The 18,403-nt window shown below is 72.7% G+C and carries 20 protein-coding genes and 1 pseudogene; 8 read left to right on the plus strand and 13 right to left on the minus strand.

Annotation, left to right across the window (positions count from 1 at the left end):
* Positions 1–3: 3 nt before the first annotated feature.
* Positions 4–340: pseudogene (locus Q0116_RS14330) on the minus strand (formate--tetrahydrofolate ligase); the annotation flags it as partial.
* A 56-nt stretch (positions 341–396) separates the two neighbouring features.
* Complete coding sequence (locus tag Q0116_RS11520; RefSeq protein ID WP_297888328.1) at positions 397–1,578, minus strand: glycine cleavage system aminomethyltransferase GcvT; 1,182 nt, start codon at positions 1,576–1,578, stop codon at positions 397–399.
* 103 nt (positions 1,579–1,681) lie between these two features.
* On the opposite strand from Q0116_RS11520, the gene Q0116_RS11525 reads away from it, so the two are divergent.
* Positions 1,682–2,344 carry a S26 family signal peptidase gene (locus Q0116_RS11525; RefSeq protein WP_297888331.1) on the plus strand — a complete coding sequence of 221 codons (663 nt, stop codon included), beginning with the start codon at positions 1,682–1,684 and terminating at the stop codon, positions 2,342–2,344.
* 25 nt (positions 2,345–2,369) lie between these two features.
* Here the strand turns inward: Q0116_RS11525 and Q0116_RS11530 are convergent, their stop codons facing one another.
* Complete coding sequence (locus tag Q0116_RS11530; RefSeq protein WP_297888333.1) at positions 2,370–2,981, minus strand: NYN domain-containing protein; 612 nt, start codon at positions 2,979–2,981, stop codon at positions 2,370–2,372.
* Positions 2,982–3,167: 186 nt separating this feature from the next.
* Here Q0116_RS11530 and Q0116_RS11535 point away from each other — a divergent pair, with 186 nt between their 5' ends.
* The 3 genes from Q0116_RS11535 to Q0116_RS11545 all read left to right on the plus strand — a co-directional run bounded on the left by Q0116_RS11535 (position 3,168) and on the right by Q0116_RS11545 (position 5,182).
* Positions 3,168–3,419, plus strand: a complete 252-nt coding sequence (locus Q0116_RS11535; protein ID WP_297888336.1) for a hypothetical protein — start codon at positions 3,168–3,170, stop codon at positions 3,417–3,419.
* 117 nt (positions 3,420–3,536) lie between these two features.
* Positions 3,537–4,715, plus strand: a complete 1,179-nt coding sequence (locus Q0116_RS11540) for an inorganic phosphate transporter (protein WP_297888338.1) — start codon at positions 3,537–3,539, stop codon at positions 4,713–4,715.
* A gap of 38 nt (positions 4,716–4,753) precedes the next feature.
* The gene (locus Q0116_RS11545) at positions 4,754–5,182 is read left to right on the plus strand and encodes a universal stress protein (RefSeq protein ID WP_297888340.1); all 429 of its coding nucleotides are present in this window, start codon (positions 4,754–4,756) and stop codon (positions 5,180–5,182) included.
* 54 nt (positions 5,183–5,236) lie between these two features.
* Here Q0116_RS11545 and ilvD read toward each other — a convergent pair whose 3' ends face one another.
* Positions 5,237–7,021, minus strand: a complete 1,785-nt coding sequence (gene ilvD / locus Q0116_RS11550) for a dihydroxy-acid dehydratase (RefSeq protein ID WP_297888342.1) — start codon at positions 7,019–7,021, stop codon at positions 5,237–5,239.
* Between the two features lie 109 nt (positions 7,022–7,130).
* Positions 7,131–7,523 carry a VOC family protein gene (locus Q0116_RS11555; RefSeq protein WP_297888345.1) on the minus strand — a complete coding sequence of 131 codons (393 nt, stop codon included), beginning with the start codon at positions 7,521–7,523 and terminating at the stop codon, positions 7,131–7,133.
* 153 nt (positions 7,524–7,676) lie between these two features.
* On the opposite strand from Q0116_RS11555, the gene Q0116_RS11560 reads away from it, so the two are divergent.
* The gene (locus tag Q0116_RS11560) at positions 7,677–8,030 is read left to right on the plus strand and encodes an SHOCT domain-containing protein (protein ID WP_297888349.1); all 354 of its coding nucleotides are present in this window, start codon (positions 7,677–7,679) and stop codon (positions 8,028–8,030) included.
* A 14-nt stretch (positions 8,031–8,044) separates the two neighbouring features.
* Here the strand turns inward: Q0116_RS11560 and purQ are convergent, their stop codons facing one another.
* Positions 8,045–8,722, minus strand: coding sequence for a phosphoribosylformylglycinamidine synthase I (purQ, locus tag Q0116_RS11565; RefSeq protein WP_297888352.1), 678 nt, complete (start codon positions 8,720–8,722; stop codon positions 8,045–8,047).
* The gene (gene purS / locus Q0116_RS11570; RefSeq protein ID WP_297888355.1) at positions 8,719–8,970 is read right to left on the minus strand and encodes a phosphoribosylformylglycinamidine synthase subunit PurS; all 252 of its coding nucleotides are present in this window, start codon (positions 8,968–8,970) and stop codon (positions 8,719–8,721) included. The genes purQ and purS overlap by 4 nt, the downstream gene beginning before the upstream one ends.
* Before the next feature lie 180 nt (positions 8,971–9,150).
* Here purS and Q0116_RS11575 point away from each other — a divergent pair, with 180 nt between their 5' ends.
* Together Q0116_RS11575 and Q0116_RS11580 are read left to right on the plus strand one after the other, a co-directional pair.
* Entirely contained in the window at positions 9,151–10,131 is a 981-nt protein-coding gene (locus tag Q0116_RS11575) for a formyltransferase family protein (RefSeq protein ID WP_297888358.1), read from the plus strand.
* A 67-nt stretch (positions 10,132–10,198) separates the two neighbouring features.
* A complete protein-coding gene (locus Q0116_RS11580; protein ID WP_297888361.1) occupies positions 10,199–10,387 on the plus strand; it encodes a hypothetical protein in 189 nt (62 codons plus the stop codon).
* Between the two features lie 58 nt (positions 10,388–10,445).
* Here Q0116_RS11580 and Q0116_RS11585 read toward each other — a convergent pair whose 3' ends face one another.
* Genes Q0116_RS11585 through Q0116_RS11600 form a run of 4 tightly spaced genes read right to left on the minus strand, consistent with a single transcriptional unit; the run spans position 10,446 to position 13,846 of the window.
* Complete coding sequence (locus tag Q0116_RS11585; RefSeq protein ID WP_297888364.1) at positions 10,446–11,219, minus strand: class I SAM-dependent methyltransferase; 774 nt, start codon at positions 11,217–11,219, stop codon at positions 10,446–10,448.
* Positions 11,216–12,421: a glycosyltransferase family 4 protein gene (locus Q0116_RS11590; protein ID WP_297888367.1), complete on the minus strand. Its 1,206-nt coding sequence runs from the start codon at positions 12,419–12,421 to the stop codon at positions 11,216–11,218. Before Q0116_RS11590 ends, Q0116_RS11585 begins: the two co-directional genes overlap by 4 nt.
* A 7-nt stretch (positions 12,422–12,428) precedes the next feature.
* Positions 12,429–12,800: a 6-carboxytetrahydropterin synthase gene (locus tag Q0116_RS11595; RefSeq protein ID WP_297888369.1), complete on the minus strand. Its 372-nt coding sequence runs from the start codon at positions 12,798–12,800 to the stop codon at positions 12,429–12,431.
* Positions 12,788–13,846, minus strand: coding sequence for a zinc-binding alcohol dehydrogenase (locus Q0116_RS11600; protein WP_297888371.1), 1,059 nt, complete (start codon positions 13,844–13,846; stop codon positions 12,788–12,790). The genes Q0116_RS11595 and Q0116_RS11600 overlap by 13 nt, the downstream gene beginning before the upstream one ends.
* Before the next feature lie 165 nt (positions 13,847–14,011).
* Here Q0116_RS11600 and Q0116_RS11605 point away from each other — a divergent pair, with 165 nt between their 5' ends.
* Positions 14,012–14,392 carry a hypothetical protein gene (locus tag Q0116_RS11605; protein ID WP_297888374.1) on the plus strand — a complete coding sequence of 127 codons (381 nt, stop codon included), beginning with the start codon at positions 14,012–14,014 and terminating at the stop codon, positions 14,390–14,392.
* 91 nt (positions 14,393–14,483) lie between these two features.
* Here Q0116_RS11605 and Q0116_RS11610 read toward each other — a convergent pair whose 3' ends face one another.
* The gene (locus Q0116_RS11610) at positions 14,484–15,272 is read right to left on the minus strand and encodes a CDP-alcohol phosphatidyltransferase family protein (protein ID WP_297888378.1); all 789 of its coding nucleotides are present in this window, start codon (positions 15,270–15,272) and stop codon (positions 14,484–14,486) included.
* Position 15,273: 1 nt separating this feature from the next.
* A complete protein-coding gene (locus Q0116_RS11615) occupies positions 15,274–18,279 on the minus strand; it encodes an ATP-dependent helicase (protein WP_297888381.1) in 3,006 nt (1,001 codons plus the stop codon).
* Positions 18,280–18,403: the final 124 nt, after the last annotated feature.

The following is an 18,403-nucleotide window of genomic DNA, read 5'->3' on the forward strand; positions in this document are numbered from 1 at the left end:
GCTGAGCGACGGCTCGCGGACAGCGACCGCGGTCCGCTCGCCGAGCGCGGCGAGCCCTGGCCGAGCCCGACGGACGTGACCGTCTTCCCCTCGCCCTTCGGCGTCGGCGACATGCCGGTCACGAGGACCGTCGTCCCGTCGGGCTCGTCGACGCCGCCGACGGCGTCGCGGACCGCCGCGTGCGTGAGCTTCGCGATGCCCTCGCCGCGGCGCTCGACGTCGTCGGAGTCGAGACCGCGGCCGCGACGTCCGCTATCGGTCGCGGCTCGCTCGCTCGCGCGACGGCGAGGTCGGACTTCGGGGCCGCGGTCGCGTCGCTCGCGGGGTCGGTCGGCGCCATACGCGGCGCTTCTCCGGCGGGTCGTATGAGCCTTGTTCGGTCCTTGGTGACCCCCCTCAGCGGTCGAGGAACGGCGGGATCACGACCTCGGCGCGCTTCTCGTCGCCGCGCACGACGACGCTCACCTCCGTCCCGGCGTCGGCGTACGACTCGTGGAGGTAGCCGAGCCCGATCGGCTCGTCGAGCGTCGGGCTCATCGTCCCCGAGGTCAGCTTACCGACGCGCGTGAGGTCGCCGTCGGTGACCGCGTAGCCGCCGCGCGGGACCCCGCGCTCGGAGAGTCTAACGCCGACGAACTTCTCGTCGACGCCCGCCTCCTTCTGCGCCTCCAGCGCGTCGCGCCCGACGAACTCCGTGTCGAGTTTCACGACGAAGCCGATCCGCGCCTCGTACGGCGTCCGGGGATCGCTCTCGGGGTCGAAGTCCTGGCCGGAGAGCAGGTACCCCATCTCGGTCCGGAGCGTGTCGCGCGCGCCGAGGCCGCACGGCTGCGCCTCGCGGTCGTCGACGAACGCCGCCCAGACCGACTCGACGGCGTCGGCCGGACACATCACCTCGAAGCCGTCCTCGCCGGTGTAGCCCGTGCGCGCGACCCAGCTCTCGACGCCCGCCACGGCCGCCGTCGTCGCCTCGAACTTCGAGAGGTCGCCGACGCGGTCGCGGGGGGTCGCCTCGTCGAGGGCGTCGGCCGCGTCGGGCCCTTGGACCGCGAGCATCGCCCAGTCGGCCGTGGCGTTCGCGACGGTCGCGTCGAGCCCCCACTCGTCGCGGTGCGCGGTCCAGCGGTCCTCCATCTGCCCGTCGTGGCCCGCGTTCGGCACGAAGAGGTACGCCGGGTCGCCGCCCGGCGCGTCGAGGTCGCCGTCGTGGTCGCGCTCCACGTCGGCGAGCGACGCGGCCCCCTCGCCGGCCGGGGTCCCGTCGGGGAGCCGGTAGACGACCGTGTCGTCGAGCATCACGCCCTCCTCGTCCGTGATCGCGGCGTACTGCGAGTCGCCGGGGTCGAGCGCGCTCACGTCGTTGGTCGTGAGCCGGTCCGTGAGGGCGGTCGCCTCCGGGCCGGCCACCTCGATCTCGCCCATGTGCGAGACGTCGAAGACGCCGACGGACTCGCGGACCGCGGCGTGTTCGGTCCGGATCGAGTCGAACTCGACGGGCATCTGCCAGCCGCCGAAGTCGGTGAACTTGGCACCGCGCGCCTCGTGGGCGCCGTGGAGCGGAGGGTGTCGGTCGGTCATACGCGCACCACTCCGGGACGAGCCTAAGGCTTTGTGACATCGGCGGTCCGCGCGGTCCCGCTCGGCCGACAGTCTCAAGCGGTCGCCGGTCCCCCTATCGGCCGTGAGCAGTCGACGCCCCGCAGGCTCCGGTCCGATCGCCCCCGCGGTCGCGGTCGTCCTGATCGCGGTCCTGCTGGGCGCGCTCGTGGGGACCTGGCCGCCGTTCGTGGCGGTCGAGAGCGGCAGCATGACCCCCGGCGTCGAGCGCGGCGACCTGGTCGTCGTCACCGCGGCGGACCGGGCCCCGTGGGGGGACCTCTCGACCGCCGCCGACGCGGACGCGCCGACGCGGCTGGGCGGTCCCGGCGACGTGGTCGTCTACGCGGTGCCGGGCGTCCGGGGGAGACCGGTGTTCCACCGGCTGGCGTTCCCCGTCGACGCCGGCGAGGACTGGACGGATCGGGGCGACCCCGACCTCCTCGCGGCCGACTGCGCGGAGCTCGCCACCTGTCCGGCCCCGTACGACGGCTACGTCACGCGCGGCGACGCGAACGGGCTGTACGATCAGAGCGCCGGGATCGCGCCAGTCGTCCCCGAGGAGTGGATCGCCGGGAAGGCGCTGTTCGCGGTGCCGAACCTCGGCTGGGTCCGCGTGGGGGTCGACGCGGCGGCGGCGCGGTACGGCGGGGTCGCGACGGGGGTCGTGCTCGTCGGCCTCGCGGGGCTGGTCGGCGGCGTCGGCGCGCTGCTGATCGGGCGGGTCCGACCCGGCGACCGACGGTGAGTCGAGAGGCGGCGCGTCCGTCCGCCTACGACGAGGGGGACTCGGGGGACGCCTCTCCGTCGTCGGGCGCGACCGCCTCGTCGCCGTCGAGCGTCACCGAGCCGTTGGCGGCGTTGCGGAGGGCGTCCGATCGGCCGAACTCGCCGGGCGCGATGGCGAGCGTCCGGATCCCGTAGCCGTTCGCGGTCTCCACGACCGGCTTGAAGTCCGTGTCGCGGGAGGCGATCGCGAGCGTGTCCATCACCCCTTCGGCCGCGAGCCGCGCGGCGTCGACCGCGAGCTTCACGTCGACGTCGCCGCTCGTGACCACGACCTCGAAGCCGCGGGCCTCCGCGGCCTGGATCAGCCCCGGCGTCGCGTGCTCGTCGAGGTAGAGGCGCGTCGCCACCAGCGGCCCCTCGGCCTCGGCCGCCAACCGCACGTCGTCTAGGTCGACGTCGAACTCCTCGCGCAACACGTTGGGGCCGTCGACGAACAGCGCGACTCCGTCCGCGTCCGGGTCCGTCTCGCCGTCCGCGCTGTGGTCCCTCTCGCCGTCCGCGCCGGGGTTCCTCGCACCGTCCGTGCGCGTCTCGGCGTCGCCGCTCGCGACGCCGTCGTCGGTCGTCTCGCTCGCCGGCCCGTCGCCTCGGTCCATGGCCCGCCTTCGCCGTCGCGAGAGATATGTATGGTGATCCGCGGGGCGGGCGGGGTGCGACGACGGGCCCGAACCCGCCGGTTCGTTTCGGGACTTCAACACCTTATATCGATATTACGTCTTGCCTGACGACCGTAGTGAATATACGGAGGTTTGAAGTAGGATGTCCAGCAATAACGGGTTAAGATGTCGCAATCAAACGCGTACACCGTCATTTCCGCACAGAACGATCACGAATGTACCACCGTACGTGCCCATCCGCGCAACGAGACGTTCCACATCGTCGACTACGCCGACGAGGACGCCCGGGAGCGCGTCGCGGACCTGCCCGTCGGCTCGGTCGTCCGGATGGAACTGTCTCGCGCGGGGCGTCGCAGCAACGTCTGGTGCGCCGAGTCGGTCAAGCCGGCCCAGACCGACGGCGGCGAGCGCCGGTAACCGGCGTCTACGCCCCGAATCTCTTCCTACGAGGCAGTCGCCGCCCGGGACGCTGCCGCCGGGACGCTGCCGGCCGTTGCGACACCTATTTGCGACCGATGAGAGTAGGCCCGGGTGATGGTCGAGACGCTGCTCGCTATCGGGATCGTGGCCTCGCTGTTCGTCGGGTTCAACATCGGCGGATCCTCAACCGGAATCGCGTGGGGGCCGCCGGTCGGAGCCGGCATCGTGACGAAGACGACCGCCGCGGCCCTGATGACGGTGTTCGTCTTCCTCGGCGGCTGGACGGTCGGTCGGAACGTGATGGACACCCTGAGCGGCGGGATCGTCACGACCGAGCTGCCGCTCTCGGCGGGCGTCGCGATCCTGTTTTTCATCGGCTTCGGGATCCTCATCGCGAACGTCTTCGGCGTCCCGGTGCCGACGTCGATGACGACGGTCGGGGCGATCGCCGGGCTCGGGCTGGCGACCGACACGCTGAACTACGCCACGGTCTCGCGGATCGTCTCCTGGTGGATCGTCACGCCGATCATCGGGTTCTGGATCGGGCTCGTGATCGGGCGGTACGTCTACCCGGCGGTGAACCGGCGGGTAGATATCAAGAAGTCGCCCGGGCCGCTGCTGCGCCTCGACCGCGACGGCGGACTGCCGACCCCCGCGCTCGGACCGAACACGACGGTGACGGAGCTCGTGAGCACGGTCGTCGTCCTCGTGATCGGGTGTTACATGGCGTTCAGCGCCGGCGCGAGTAACGTGCCGAACGCCGCCGCGCCGCTGGTCAGCGGGGTCGGCGGGCTGCCCGACGACACCGCGATCGGGATCGCCACGGTCGCCATCGGGCTCGGCGGCTTCACGATCGCCCGCCGGACGATGGAGTCGGTCGGGGGCGAGCTCAGCGACATCCCCCTGCTCGCCGCCCTCTTCGTGATGGCGACCGCGTCGACGATCACGACGGTCCTCTCGTACCTCGGCATCCCGATCAGCCTCGTCATGGGCACGGTGATGACGATCGTCGGCATCGGTTGGGGGCGCGCGACGCGGCCGGTGACCGTTCAGGAGGCGGTCTCCCGGAAGACGGGCGACAACGAGATCGTCACCGGGGCGATCACCGTCTCGGGGGACGAGGAGGAGCAGTCGGCGCCGATCGGCGAGGCCGAGCCGGAGGCGGTGCTGAGCGCGGGGGACCTGTTCAACCCCCGGGCGGTGCTCAAATACGTCTCGATGTGGATCATCGGCCCGTCGGTGTCGACCCTGCTGGCCTACGCGTTCTTCGTCCTCGTCCCGGGCGTCGCCTGACGCGAGCAGTTAGGTGGGTCCGTGATCACGGGGACGACATGGTCGAACGAATCCTCGTGCCGATGGACGACTCGGAACAGGCCGAACGGGCGCTCGCGTACGCGCTGGACAGCTTTCCTGACGCCAGCGTCACCGTCGTCCACGTCGTCGGGACGCCGTCGGCGATGATGGGAGAGGCGGCGTCGCTCGCGCTCGCCGACGACTTCGAGGCGGCCGCGGAGGAACGCGCGGCGACCGTCTTCGAGCGCGCTCGACAGCTGACGGCCGACCGCGACCGCGAAATCGAGACGGTCGTCGGCGTGGGACACCCCGCTCGCAACATCATCGACCGCGCGGAGGGGTACGACACGGTCGTGATCGGCGCGCACGGGGCCGACCGCGGTCGCGCGACGCGCCGCTTCCTCGTCGGCAACGTGGCCGAGACGGTCTCGAAGCGCGCGCCCGTCCCGGTGGTGCTCGTCCGCTGAGGTACCGGAGCCGAGTCGCTGTGCCCGAGCCGGACGCCTCGCCAGTGCCGGCCGTTAGTCCCGCGTGAGCCGCGGGTTCGTCACCGCGCCCTCGGCGGCCGAGGCGAAGTCCCGGCCGTACTTCGCGAGGATGCCGCCCTCGTAGGGCGGTTCGGGGGCCTCCCACGACTCGCGGCGCTCGGCGAGCTCCGCCTCGGAGAGGTCCACCGTCAGGTCGCGCTCGGGGATGTCGACGGTGACGTGGTCGCCGTCCTCGATGAGGCCGATCGGGCCGCCGACCGCGGACTCGGGCGCGACGTGGCCGATCATCGGGCCGCGCGTCCCGCCCGAGAAGCGGCCGTCGGTGAGCAGCGCCACGTCGTCCTCGTGGCCCGCGCCGACGACCGCGGCGGTGACGCCGAGCATCTCGCGCATCCCGGGGCCGCCGCGGGGCCCCTCGTTGCGGATGACGATCACGTCGCCGGACTCGATCCCGCCGGACTGGACGTACTCCATCGCGTCCTCCTCGTTCTCGAACACGCGGGCGGGGCCCTCGTGGTAGAACTCGTCGTCGCCGGTCACCTTCAGCACCGAGCCGTCCGGCGCGAGGTTCCCGTCGAGGATCTTGATCGCGCCCTCCGGCTCCTTCGGGTCGTCGACGGTGTAGAGGAAGTCGGCGTCGATCTCGTCGTCGTCCGGCAGCGCGCCGCTCGCCTCCAGCTCGGCGATCTCCTCGGCGAGCGTCCGGCCGGTCACGGTCATCGCGTCGCCGTGGAGCAGGTCGGCCTCCAGCAGCCGGCGGAGCACGACCGGCACGCCGCCGACCTCGTGGAGGTCGTTCATGACGCGGCTCCCGCCGGGCTGGAGGTTCGCGATCTTCGGGGTGCGCCGCGATATCTCGTCGAAGTCCTCGATCGAGAGGTCGACGTCGGCCTCGGCCGCCAGCGCGAGCAGGTGGAGGACGGCGTTCGTCGACCCGCCCATCGCGGTCTGGGCCGCGATCGCGTTCTCGAACGACTCCCGCGAGAGGATGTCGGAGGGGCGGCGGTCGTTCTCGATACAGTCCATCGCTAGCTCGCCGGCGCGCTCCGCGACCGCGTAGCGCTCCTCGTCTTCGGCGGGCGGCGAGGCCGACCCGAGCGGCGCGAGCCCGAGCGCCTCCGACAGCGACGCCATCGTGTTCGCGGTGAACATGCCGCCGCAGGAGCCCGCGCCGGGGCAGGCGTGCCGCTCCAGGTCGTCGAGCTCGTCGGCGTCCATGTCGCCCTGCGCGTACGTGCCGACGCCCTCGAACACCTGGACGATCGTCACGTCGCGCCCGTCGTGTTGCCCGGGCATGATCGAGCCGCCGTAGAGGAAGACGCTAGGCAGGTCCGTCCGGATCGCGGCCATCATCATCCCGGGGAGGTTCTTGTCGCAGCCCGCGACGGTCACGAGCGCGTCCATGCGCTCCCCGAAGGAGACGAGTTCGACGGAGTCCGCGATGACCTCCCGCGAGATCAGGCTCGCCTTCATCCCCTCCGTCCCCATCGAGATGGCGTCGCTAATGGTGATCGTGCCGAACTCGATGGGCATCCCGCCGGCGGCGTCGATGCCGTCGAGCGCGGCGTCCGCCACGTCGTCGAGGTGGACGTTACACGGCGTGATGTCGGCCGCCGGGTTCGGCACGCCGACGATGGGCGAGGAGAGGTCCTCGTCGTCGAACCCCATCGCGCGGAACATCGCGCGGTGCGGCGCCTTGTCCGGTCCCTCGGTGACCTCGCGGCTCGGCAGATCTTCGTCTTTCGTCCCGGCGAATCGGTCCGCGTCCTCCCGGCGACGACGGCGCTCGTCGTCGGATCGCGACTGCTGTTCGCTCATACTCGCCCCTGTCGCTCGGGGGTATTAAACCGCCGCGTCGGGGCGATGGTTGCTCGGCGGGGCGAACGGGTTCGGTTGCGGCCCGCACTGACCGCGGTCGCGTCGCGGCTCACACCCGCGCCTTCAGCTCCACCCGGTAGCCGAACGGGTCCCGGACGTACACCGCGCCCGCCTCGCCGGTCGCGCCGAGCGGCGAATCGAGCGTCTTCTCGATCTCGACGCCTGCTCCCGTCAGTTCGGCCTCGATTTCCTCGACCGGTTCCTCGACGACCACCGCGACGTGATCGTAGTTCGTCTTCGTCGGCCGCTCGAACTCGTCGGTCGGCCACAGGTGGATCACTGCGGTCGCCGAGAGGCGCACGTCGAAGAACGGCTTCTCCCCGGCCGCCCACAGCGCGTCCTCGATGCCGAAGCCGAGCGCCCCGCCGTAGAACTCGCGGGCGTCCCCGGCGCCGTCCTCGGGAATGCGGAGGTTGACGTGGTCGATGTGGCGTGCCTTCACGGGTGGGGATTCGGCGGCCGGCCGCAAAAGTCGTTGGGCGGGACGCCGCCGGTCCGCGTCCGACCGGCGACGCGGCGACCGGCGACCGCGTCGCAGTCCTGCGAACTGCGAACGCGCACGGTACACTTATGCGTAGACGTGTAACCGTCGCACATGTCTGTACTCGAACTCTCCGCGGCGATACCGCTCGCGGGCGGGATGGGCGGAATGGGCGGCGCGATGGGCCTCGTTCCGCTCGTCGCTGTCCTCGCTCTCACGGCACTGGTCGTCGCGGGCGCCGTGGGCATCTGGAGGGTGGCCGGCGATTCCGACGAGAGATCGAGGTCGACGGAACCGACCGAGACCGCCGTCGAGCGCCTCCAGCGTCGGTACGCGGAGGGCGAACTCACGGAGGCGGAGTTCGAGCGGGCGCTGGAGCGCGAACTGGCGAGCGACGGGACGACCGAAGCCGGCACGGTGGCGGTCGGCGAGCCGAATCCGGCGACGGAGACGGAGCGGGCGCGGTAGGACCGGGAAGTCGGTCAGGCGAACGCTTCGAGGATCCCCGCGCCGTCGGTGCTGCGTCCGAGGTCCGGGAGCGTGGCGCGCTCGGGATGGGGCATCAGCACCGCGACCGTCTCGCGCTCGCCGAGGACGCCCGCGATGTTGTCGGTGGACCCGTTCGGGTTCGCGGCATCGGTGACGTTCCCGTCGGCGTCGCAGTAGCGGAAGAGGACGCGGTCGTCGGCGACGAGGTCGGCGTGGGCGTCGTCGTCGATCTCGAAGCGCCCCTCGCCGTGCGCGATGGGGACCTCGATCACGTCGCCCGCGTCGTAGGCGGCGGTCCACGGCGTGTCCGCGCGCTCGACGCGCAGGCGGACCGGCTCACACTGGAAGCGCGCGGAGGCGTTCGTGGTGAACGCCCCGGGCGTCAGCCCGGACTCCGAGCCGATCTGCGCGCCGTTACAGACCCCGATCACGGGGACGCCCTCGTCGGCCGCGGCGCGGACCTCGTTCAGGATCGGGTCGCGCGCGGCCATCGCACCGGCGCGGAGGTAGTCGCCGTAGGAGAACCCGCCGGGGAGGACGATCCCCTCGGTGTCGGCCGGGAGACCGTCCGCGTGCCAGACGCGCTCGGCGTCGACGCCGAGGTGATCGAGCGCGCGGACCGCGTCGCGGTCGCAGTTCGAGCCGCCGAACTGGATCACAGAGACCGTCATCGCTCCGCGACCGCCACGTCGTAGTCGTGGATCGTGGGGTTCGCGAGCAGCCGCTCGGCCATCTCGTCGGCGCGGTCGGCCGCCTCGTCGGCGTCGGCGGCGTCGAGGTCTACCTCGAACCGGTCGGCCGACCGGAGGTCCGACAGATCGAACCCGAGCCGTTCGAGCGCCTGCTGGGTCGTCTCGGCCTCGGGGTCGAGGACGCCCCGCTTCAGCCGGACCGTCACCGTCGCCGTGTATGCGGTCATGTGCGTTGGTGCGGAGTCGTGTGTAAAAACCGTTTTGGAACGCCATTTCTACACACGTTCGTGGATATAGATCGGTCGTTCGTGCGGGAGGCAGGGACCGCGCGGAACGAAAGGGGCAAACCCCTCCGGCTGTTGAAGGCGGTGTATGCAGCCGTTCGAACCCGTGGAGGTGATCGTCGCATGACCCGCGAACTGACCGAGATCACGGTCGTCGGAGGAGACAAGACCGGACTCATCGCGCGGGTCACCTCCCTGCTGTTCGAGCGGGGGATCAACATCGAGGACTTAGACCAGGCCGTCCGCGAGGGCGTCTTCCGGATGACGACCCGCGTCGACGCCGCGGAGATGGAGACGTCCCGCGGCGAGCTCCGCCGCGCGCTCGCCGAGCTCGGCCGCGAGCTCGACGTCGACATCCAGGTCCGGTTCCCGAGCGACCGCGACGCGCGCCGCGTCGCGCTGCTCGTCACGAAGGAGACGCACGCCCCGGAGGCGCTCCTGGAGGCCGAGGCCAACGGCGAGCTGGCGGACGACGGTGCGGAGGCGGAGATCCCGGTCGTCATCGGCAACCGCGGCGACCTCCGGTCGCTCGCGGAGCGGTACGACAAGCCGTTCTACGACGTGGGCGACGGCAAGGGCAACACCGACGAGGACCGCCTGCTCGACCTGCTGGCCGAGTACGAGGTCGACCTGATCGCTCTGGCCCGCTACATGCGGATCCTCTCGCCCGAGGTCGTCTTCCGGTACGAGGGCCGCATCGTCAACGTCCACCCGTCCCTGCTCCCGGCGTTCCCGGGCGCGGAGGCGTACCGGCAGGCGAAGGACGCGGGCGTCCGCGTCGCGGGCGTCACCGCCCACTACGTCACGACGGACCTCGACCAGGGCCCGGTGATCGCCCAGCGCGCCTTCGACGTGCCGCCGGGGGCCGACGTCGACGAGATCAAGCGCCGCGGCCAGCCGCTGGAGGCCGAGGTGCTGCTCGACGCGGTGCGGCTCCACCTCGCGGACGCCATCGCGGTCCACCGGGGCACCGTCCACGTGCGCGAGGACGTCGACGTCGACGCGCGGCTCGGGCTGAGCGAGGCGGCCGTCGACGCGAACCCGGACGAGCCCGTCGACGGCGAGCCGCTCACCCGGTCCCGCCCGTCGCCCTCGGACGACTGAGCGCGGGGACCGCGCCGACTCGGCCCGCCGGCTACTTTTAAGCGACCGCGGCCGCAACGTCACGACCATGCCCGAGCGCCGCGTCTGGGTCCGCTTCCTCGCGGACAGGGCGGGGCTCGTCCGCAGCAACGAGCGGATGATCCTGCTGTTCCTGCTGCTCCTGTCGATCGCGGCGCTGGCGGTCTTCCTCCACTACACGACGCTCGTGCTCGAGGGGCTCCCGGAGCCGATTCCGACCGAGCCGATCGGCCCATAGTTCGTCCCCCGACAAGGATAGACCGGGCCGGACCGGACCCCTCCGTCGATAGAGGGCGTCAGTCGAGGCGGACCAGCAGGTCGCGGTTCGCGGCCTCGTAGCGGAGCCGCCCGTCCTCGAGCGCCGCTCGCCGCCGATCCGCCCAGTCGCTCGCGTCGAGGCCGGTCTCGCCGACCGCGCCCTCGACGGTGTCGAGCAGGTGCGAGAGGACCCTCCGCTCGCCAGACTCGTACGGCGGTTCGATCACCCACGGCGACGCCCCCTCCGCGATCACGGTCACCTCGCGGGCCAGGGCCGCCGCACCGTCCGGCCCGCCGGCTCGGAACTCTCGCATGTGCCGGTGGTAGCCGTCGAGGACGGCGTCGTCGTCGGGGTCGGCGGGCGCGAAGCACGTCTCGCCGTCGTAGGTAATCGGCGCGTACGCGACCGGCGCGACGTCGGCGAAGGCGTCGACCGCCGGCGCCGCGTCGACCACGTCGAAGAACGCGCAGCCGACCACGGCGTCGAACCGCTCGCCCGCGGCCGCGGCTTCCGCCGCGAAGTCGAAGGCGTCGGCGGCGTGGAACTCCACGGTGACGTCGCCGCACGCGTCACCGATCCGGGCCTCGCCCGCCGCGAGCGCCGCCTCGTGGGCGTCGACGGCGACCCATCGGCCGCCGTCGAGCACGCCCCAGTCGACGAGGCGCTCGACCATCGTCGCCGTGCCGGCACCGACTTCGAGGACCGTCGGTTTCGGCGGGAGCTCGGCGGCGAACCGGTCGAGCACCCCGCGGTCGAGCGAGCGGTCGTCGAGCGCGCGCTTCGCGTCGAGGTACGCGGCGTGGTCGCTCACGCCCGCTCACCCCGCCGGTCCTCGCCGCGGTCACTCTCTCCAGCGCCGAGCCGCTCGGTCCCCCCGCCGCCGCGGCGCTCGCTCTCCCCGTTCCGGGCGTGTTCCGCCGCGAGGAAGTCGATCGCGCGGTCGAGCGTCTCCGGCCACCCCGGCTGCGCCTCGTAGTCGCGCCGCGCGGCGACGCCCATCGCCGCCAGCCGCGCTCTGTCGTCGAGATCGCGGAGCGCCGCGGCGACTGCGCGCGAGTCGTCCGGCGGCGCGAGGACCCCCGACTCGCCGTCCCGGACGAACTCGCCCGCGCCGCCCGCGGTCGTCGCCAGCGGGACGCAGCCGAACCCCATCGCCTCCAAGTACACCATGCCGAACGGCTCGTAGCGCGACGGAACCGCCAACACGTGGGTGTCCCGGAGCCGCGCCGCGACCGCCTCGTCGTCGAGTCGACCGGCGAACCGAACCCGGTCGCCGATCCCGGCCGCCGCGATCGCGTCCGCGACGCGTTCGACGTAGTCGGGCGCGATCGTCTGATCGCCGACGACGGTCGCTCGCCAGTCGACGTCGCCCCCGCCGAGCCGCGCGAGGGCGTCGACGAGCACGTCGAGCCCCTTCCGCGGGACGACGTTCCCGAGGAAGGTCACCTCGAGCGGGCCGTCCCGCGCCCGCGCTTCGATCTCGGAGGCGGAGACGAGCGGATCGAACCGGTCGCCGGCCGGCGGCGCGACGGCGCATCGCCGCGGACCGCCCAACCCGGCCGCGTCCCGGCGGGTCTCCTCGGCGTTGTACACCGCGGCGTCGACGCTCCGGAGGAACCGCCGCTCGACCGCCGCGGCCAGGCGACGCGAGAGGCCCGAGCGGGCGCGCTCGACGGCGCCCGACGCGTCCGGGCTCTCCCCCGTCGCCGCCCGCGCACGCCACGCGATCATGTGGACGAGCGCGACGGTCGGCGCGTCGACCCAGCGGTTCGCGAGCAGCACCGACGGGTGCGCCAGCCCGTCCTCGACGACCACGTCGAACCGCGACAAGCGGTCCGCGAGCCGTCTCGCGCGGAGGTTCGGCGCGAGGCGCCGGCGGTACGAGCCCCGCGGGAGCGAGACGACCTCGACCGAGTGCCCGCGTTCGCGGAGCCGGTCGCGGAGCCGCCGGTCGTAGTAGAACCCCCCGGACTCGGACTCGACGTCGCCGGCGAGGACGAGGGCGACGCGCATCCGGCGGTCACCGGAGCTCGCCGGTGTAGGAGACGCTCGCGACGTCGTCCTCGCGGACGCTCACCGTCAGCTCCGTCGCGGCCGGGGCGTCGACCGTCGCCAGCGCCTCGAACAGCGCTCGGGCGAGGCGCTCGGCGCTCGGGTTGCCCTCCAGGTGGTCGTTGAGGGTCTCGTCGCGGTAGCGGTCGGCGGCGTCCGCGAGGGCGTCGAGCGCGAGGTCGATGTCGAGCAGATAGCCGTACTCGCCGAGCTCGGGGCCGCGGAACGTCGCCTCCGCGGTGAAGCGGTGCGAGTGGAGCTGCGCCTCGTCGGCCGGCGGGTTCGGGACGGTGAGGTAGTGCTGTGCGACGAACGACTCGGTGACGGTCAGTTCGTACATGGGTAAGTGAAGAGGAGTTGGAGGGTCGGCTCGGTCTCGTCGGCGAGCCGGCGGTACGCGCTCGCCGCCCGGCCGACCGGGACGCGATCGGTGACGAGGCGGTCCGTCACGTCGATCTCGTCGTCGAGTCGGCGGAGCTCGCGCCAGGCGGTCTCGCGGCGGCGGTCGCGGTCCCAGCGCCCGCGGAGCTCCGGCGCGATGGTGGTGACCTGACTGCTGCGGACGGTGACGCGCCCGCGGTGGAAGTGGTCGCCGAAGCCGAGGTCGGCGCGCTTGGTCCCGTACCACGACCCGACGAGGACCCGGCCGTCGAACCGGGTGGTCTCGACGGCGGTTTCGAGCGTCTCGGGCCGGCCCGACACCTCGACCGCGAGGTCGACGCCGCCAGTGTGCTCGCGCACGGCGTCGACGACGCCCGCCCGCCCGTCGTACCGGCTCGGGTCGACGACGGCGTCGGCGCCGAACTCCGCGGCGAGCGACCGGCGGCGCTCCTTCGGCTCCACCGCGACGACGGTCTCCGCGCCGCTCCGCGCGAGCAGCGCGGTGGTGAGCAGCCCCACCACGCCCTCGCCGAACACCGCGACGCGCTCGCCGATCCGCGGGGCGGCGTCCAGCGTCAGCGTGACCGCGGTCTCGGCGTTCGCGAACAGCGTCGCGGTCTCCGGGTCGATCCCGTCGGGGACCGGCCGCAGGGCGTCCGGGGCGACGGCGAACCGGGTCTCGTGGGGGTTGAACGCGAAGACGGTCCGGCCGCGCCACGCGGGGTCGACCGCGTCGCCGACCGCGGTCACGCTCCCGACGACCGCGTAGCCGTAGCGGAGCGGGTACGAGAGGTCGCCCTCGAGCGCGGCCAGCTCCTCGTCGGCGACCGTCTCGGGGTCGAGTTCGCCGCGGTACGCCAGCAGCTCCGACCCCGCGCTCACGGCCGAGACGGACGCGTCGACGACCACCTCGTCGGGGGCGGGGACGGGCGCCTCCGTCGGGACGACCTCGACGCGCTCCGGACCGACGAACTCGACCGCCCGTCCGGCGTCGCCGTCGCTCACGCGGACTCACCCGTCCGCGGGCGACGACTGAGACGGTGTGGCATTAGCGATACCACGGACCGGTAGGTCATAAACCCACGGCGGCGACGGCGGGCGTCCCCCCGTCGGCCGTCGATTCGGGGCGGGAGTAGACATAAGCCGACCGAGTCCGTGGGTCGGACATTCATGGCACGCACCGACACCGGCGTCGACGTCGAACCGTTGACTCCGCTCCACTGGATCGGGATCCTCGCCGCGACCGTGTCCGGGATCGTCCACGTCGCTCTCGGCTTCTTAGTCGGGGGAGCGTTGGGGATCTCGTTCTTCTTCGCGACATTGGGCTTCGGCGCGGGCGTGACGGCGATCGTCTCGGGGTACCGCCGGCGGCTGGTGTACGCGCTCGGGATCCCGTTCACCGCCGGGCAGATCGTCCTGTGGTACCTCATCAACTTCGTCTTCGGGACGTACTCGTTCCCGGCCGACATCGGCGTGTACGGCGCCGTCGATAAGGTCGCGCAGATCGCATTGATCGCCGTCCTCGCGGTCCTGTTGTCCCGGGAGTCCTGACGGCCGCAACGCGCCGACGGCGGGGGCGTCTTTGACCGCGCGACACCCGGGCTCGGCGTCCGTCGGCGTCGCCCCGCGCCACGGGGTCCGGTCAGTCGCGGCTCCGGCCGGCCGCGATCGGCGGGTCCTCGCGGCCGAGCCGCCCCGTCGCGGCCGCCCAGTCGCGGGCGAAACTCGCCAGCAGCGCCGCGAGCGCCAGCGCCGCGAACGCGGTGAGCGGCGACCCTTCGCCCGCCCCGCTCGGGACGAGCGCGAGCGCGACGACAGCGAACTGCGCGGTACCGACGAACGGGCGGATCCGGCTCGGCGGGAGCTCGTACACGGGCGTCCCGGCGCGTCGCCGCCGCCACAGCGACCCGGCGTAGGCGTACCAGACGCCGCCGGCGAGGAGGTACCACGCCGGGAGCGCCCCGAGCGCGACGGCGACCGCGGCCCCGACGAGGACGGCCAGCGCGTCCGTCGCGCCGTCGAGGCGAGCGCCGAGTACCGTCTCCCGGGTGCGGCGGGCGACCGCCCCGTCGACCGCGTCGAGGCCGACCGCGCCCGCGAACAGGGCGATCGGGACCCACGGGTGCGGCGGGGCGGCCGCCAGCGCGCCGGCGAGGACCGACGCGAGCCAGCCGCGGAACAGCGTGATCGCGTTCGCCGGGCCGAGCCGCGGTTCCGGGCGGTCGTCGCCGGGGCGGCGGTTCGCCGAGAGGTTGGTCCACGCGTACGCGGCCTGGTACGCGCCGGGCGCGGCCGCGGCGAGGACCCACGCGGTACCGAACGTGCGCCACAGCGCGGCGAGCCCGAGCGCGCCGAGCGTCGCCGCGCCGGCGAACCGGATCCGGAGCCGGGAGCGCGGAGACGCCACCGGCGGCGACTCGGAGTCGGCCATCTCAGTCGTCCTCCCGGTTCGGGGGCGGGTCGCGCTCCCCGTCTCCGCCGTCCTCGGGCGGGCCGCTCCCGTCGCTCCGGTCGCGGTCGGCGCCCCGCGGCTCCTCGCCGATCTCCTCCATGACGCGGGCGTGGAACTCGCGCAGGACCGCGGACTCGTCGTCGGCGATGACCGTGTCGGAGTCGACGAGCGTCGCCAGCCCGAACGCGAGCGGGCTCGGCGAGTCGACGACGCGGTGTTCGACCGCGAGGTCGCCCGCCGCGATCCGGCCGACGACGTCGCGGATCCCCGCGACGTCCAGACGGTCCTCCAGCAGCTCGCGGTACGTCTCCTCCAACACGGCGAACTCCTCCAAGTCGGCCGCGAACGACAGCAGCATCTCGGCGGAGACCTGCTGTTCGGCCGCCGACTTCTCGTACCCCTTGTACCGCTTCAGGATGAGCAGCGCGCGCCCGGCGTCGATCCGGAAGTACCGCTGGAGCAGATCGGTCCCCTGGACGGCCTCGCGGAGGTCCTCGCGGACCGTCTCCGGGTCGAGGTCGGCGAGGATCTGCGCCACGTCGACCTTGCGGTTCAGCGGGAGCGCGAGGCTGAACCCGCGGTCCGCGACCGCGACCGCGACGTTGGCGTCGGTCCGGTTCGCCACCGCCGCCGCGACGAGCCGCGAGAGGCCGTCGTTGAACCGCCGCCCGTACGTCGAGTGGACGTAGAAGCGGCGCTTGTACTCGCTGCGGTCGAGCTCCTCCTCGACGACGAGGCGGTCGGGCGTCGAGACGGACTCGGGGCCGGCGTACTGGACCTGCTCGTCGTACATCCGGGCGAGCGCGCGGACGGCGTTCCCGTCGAGGGGGAACCCGCGGAGCCACGCGCGGACCGCCGCGGGACCGGCGCTCGGGTCGTCGCCGGCCAGCCGGTCGAGGAGATCGGCCTGGAACGCCAACACCTCCCGGGCGAGGTCCGCGGACAGCGGGAGGCGCTCGGCGAACCACGAGGGAACTGTCGGGCGCTCGCTCGTCCGGTCGGCGTACACCTTCGAGCCGCGGCGGTAGCGGAACGCGAACCGCTCGCCGCCCAGCGCGAACACGTCGCCCGACTCCAGCGTGTCGAGGTACGACTCGTCCAGCGTGCCGACCCACTCGTCGTTCCGCGTGAACACGTCGCAGGTGAACGAGTCGGGGATCGTCCCCACGTTCGTCATGTAGATGACGCGCGCGAGCCGCCCGCGCTTCCCGACGAGCGTCTCGCCGACCGGGAACTCGGCGTGGTGGTGCTCGCCGTCGGGCGGGTCGTTGCCGTCGCGCCACACCTTCGGGTAGACGTTCTTCTCCTCCAACCCGTCGTAGTCGCCGGTGAGGTACCTGAACAGCCGCTCGTACGCCTCGTCGTCGAAGCCGCGGTACGGGTGCGCGCGGCGCAGGACCTCCCGGATCTCGCGGTCGGGACGGATCCGGTTGATGGCCATCCCGTAGACGTGTTGCGCGGCCACGTCGTACGCCCCCTCGGGCGGGAACACCCGGTCGACGAACCCGTCCTCGGCGCGCGCGAGCAGCGTCGCGCACTCGATCAGCTCGTCGCGGTCCAGGGCGAACACCCGGCCCTCGACTGTCTCGCCCGGGCTGTGGCCAGCGCGGCCGACGCGCTGGAGCAGCGCCGCGACCGACTTCGGCGAGCCGACCTGGACGACCAGATCGAGGTGCGGCATGTCGATGCCGAGCTCGAGGCTCGTCGAGGTGGTGACCACGTCGAGCTCGCCCGACTTCAGCCCCTCCTCGACGCGCGTCCGCTGCGCCTCGCCGAGGCTCCCGTGGTGGACGCCCGAGTCCGACTCGTCGTAGCCGAACCGCTGGCGGAGCTCCTGGAGCGTGCGCTCGGCCCCCGACCGGGAGTTGGTGAACACGAGCGTGTTCTCGTGGCCCTCGACGAGGTCGTGAAGCGACTCGTAGAAGCGGTCGGTCACCGTCGAGCGCGGCGTGTGGACGAGGTCGGCCGCGGGCGTCCGGAGTTCGAGGTCGAACTCGCGGGCGAACCGGGCGTCGACCACCTCGCAGGGCCGCGTCTCGAACCCCTCGAACTCGCCGACCGCGCCCGCGGCGCGCTCGCGCCCCACGAGGAACGAGGCGATCCCGTCGAGCGGCTCGACGGTCGCCGAGCAGCCGATCCGGGTGATATCGCCGGGCGCGTGCGGCTCCGGACCGTTGCCCGCGTCGTCCGCGTCAGGACCCTCGTTGCGCGTCAGCTCTGTCAGCCGCTCCAACGACACCGAGAGGTGCGTGCCGCGCTTGTTCGCCGCCAGCGAGTGGATCTCGTCGACGATCACGTACTCGACGGTGCGGAGCTTCTCCTTGAACTTCGGCGAGTTGAGCAGGATCGCCAGCGTCTCGGGCGTGGTGTTGAGGACGTGCGGCGTCTCCGAGAGCATCGCCTGCCGGTCCGCCTTCGAGGTGTCGCCGTGGCGGATCGCCTGCCTGACGCCGGGGTCGTAGGCGTCGCCCAGGGCCGCCTCGGCGTCCCCTTCCGCGTCGTGGGGCGCGCTCTCCGCCTCCGCGGCGGCGACCGCCTCGCCGATCCCGTTGAGCGGGGTCTCGAGGTTGCGCTCGATGTCGTTCGCGAGCGACTTCAGCGGCGAGACGTAGAGGCAGTAGACGGAGTTCTCCAGCTCGCCGTCGCGGTCGCGGGCGAAGAGGTCGTCGAGGACCGCGAGGAACGAGGCGAGCGTCTTCCCGCTGCCGGTCGGCGCCGCGACGAGGCAGTTCCGGCCGCCGTCGACGTGGGGGATCGCCTCGCGCTGCGGCGGCGTGAAGAAGCCGCCGTTCTCGCCGACGTACGCGCCGAACCGCTCGACCCACCAGCGCCGGACCGGCGGCGAGAGCCGAGCGAGGACGTCGGCGTCCGCGATCGGGACCGTCTCTGGGTCGAACTCGGGGGCCTCGATCGCGCCCCGATCGATCGCGTCCCGGAGGAGCGCCCGCGCGGCGGCCTCCTCGCCGCGGTCCGTGGTCTCGCTCACGAACTCTACGAGGGCTCGGGCAGGGAAATCGGTTGCGTCGGCCCCGCGGAACTTCGCGCGACCGACCCGTCGTCCGTCGGCCCCGCGGAACTTCGCGCGACCGACCCGTCGTCCGTCGGCCCCG

The sequence above is a fragment of the uncultured Halorubrum sp. genome (assembly GCF_937146585.1).
Lineage (GTDB): Archaea > Halobacteriota > Halobacteria > Halobacteriales > Haloferacaceae > Halorubrum > Halorubrum miltondacostae.

Bases quoted from the DNA above. Each gene is read 5' to 3' on its own strand.
- Q0116_RS11605 (WP_297888374.1), top strand. From the start codon at position 14,012: ATGGCACGCACCGACACCGGCGTCGACGTCGAACCGTTGACTCCGCTC.
- Q0116_RS11560 (WP_297888349.1), top strand. From the start codon at position 7,677: ATGTCTGTACTCGAACTCTCCGCGGCGATACCGCTCGCGGGCGGGATG.
- Q0116_RS11590 (WP_297888367.1), bottom strand. From the start codon at position 12,421: ATGCGCGTCGCCCTCGTCCTCGCCGGCGACGTCGAGTCCGAGTCCGGG.
- Q0116_RS11520 (WP_297888328.1), bottom strand. From the start codon at position 1,578: ATGACCGACCGACACCCTCCGCTCCACGGCGCCCACGAGGCGCGCGGT.
- Q0116_RS11535 (WP_297888336.1), top strand. From the start codon at position 3,168: ATGTCGCAATCAAACGCGTACACCGTCATTTCCGCACAGAACGATCAC.
- purS (WP_297888355.1), bottom strand. From the start codon at position 8,970: ATGACCGCATACACGGCGACGGTGACGGTCCGGCTGAAGCGGGGCGTC.
- Q0116_RS11545 (WP_297888340.1), top strand. From the start codon at position 4,754: ATGGTCGAACGAATCCTCGTGCCGATGGACGACTCGGAACAGGCCGAA.
- purQ (WP_297888352.1), bottom strand. From the start codon at position 8,722: ATGACGGTCTCTGTGATCCAGTTCGGCGGCTCGAACTGCGACCGCGAC.
- ilvD (WP_297888342.1), bottom strand. From the start codon at position 7,021: ATGAGCGAACAGCAGTCGCGATCCGACGACGAGCGCCGTCGTCGCCGG.
- Q0116_RS11575 (WP_297888358.1), top strand. From the start codon at position 9,151: ATGACCCGCGAACTGACCGAGATCACGGTCGTCGGAGGAGACAAGACC.
- Q0116_RS11580 (WP_297888361.1), top strand. From the start codon at position 10,199: ATGCCCGAGCGCCGCGTCTGGGTCCGCTTCCTCGCGGACAGGGCGGGG.
- Q0116_RS11595 (WP_297888369.1), bottom strand. From the start codon at position 12,800: ATGTACGAACTGACCGTCACCGAGTCGTTCGTCGCACAGCACTACCTC.
- Q0116_RS11540 (WP_297888338.1), top strand. From the start codon at position 3,537: ATGGTCGAGACGCTGCTCGCTATCGGGATCGTGGCCTCGCTGTTCGTC.
- Q0116_RS11610 (WP_297888378.1), bottom strand. From the start codon at position 15,272: ATGGCCGACTCCGAGTCGCCGCCGGTGGCGTCTCCGCGCTCCCGGCTC.
- Q0116_RS11530 (WP_297888333.1), bottom strand. From the start codon at position 2,981: ATGGACCGAGGCGACGGGCCGGCGAGCGAGACGACCGACGACGGCGTC.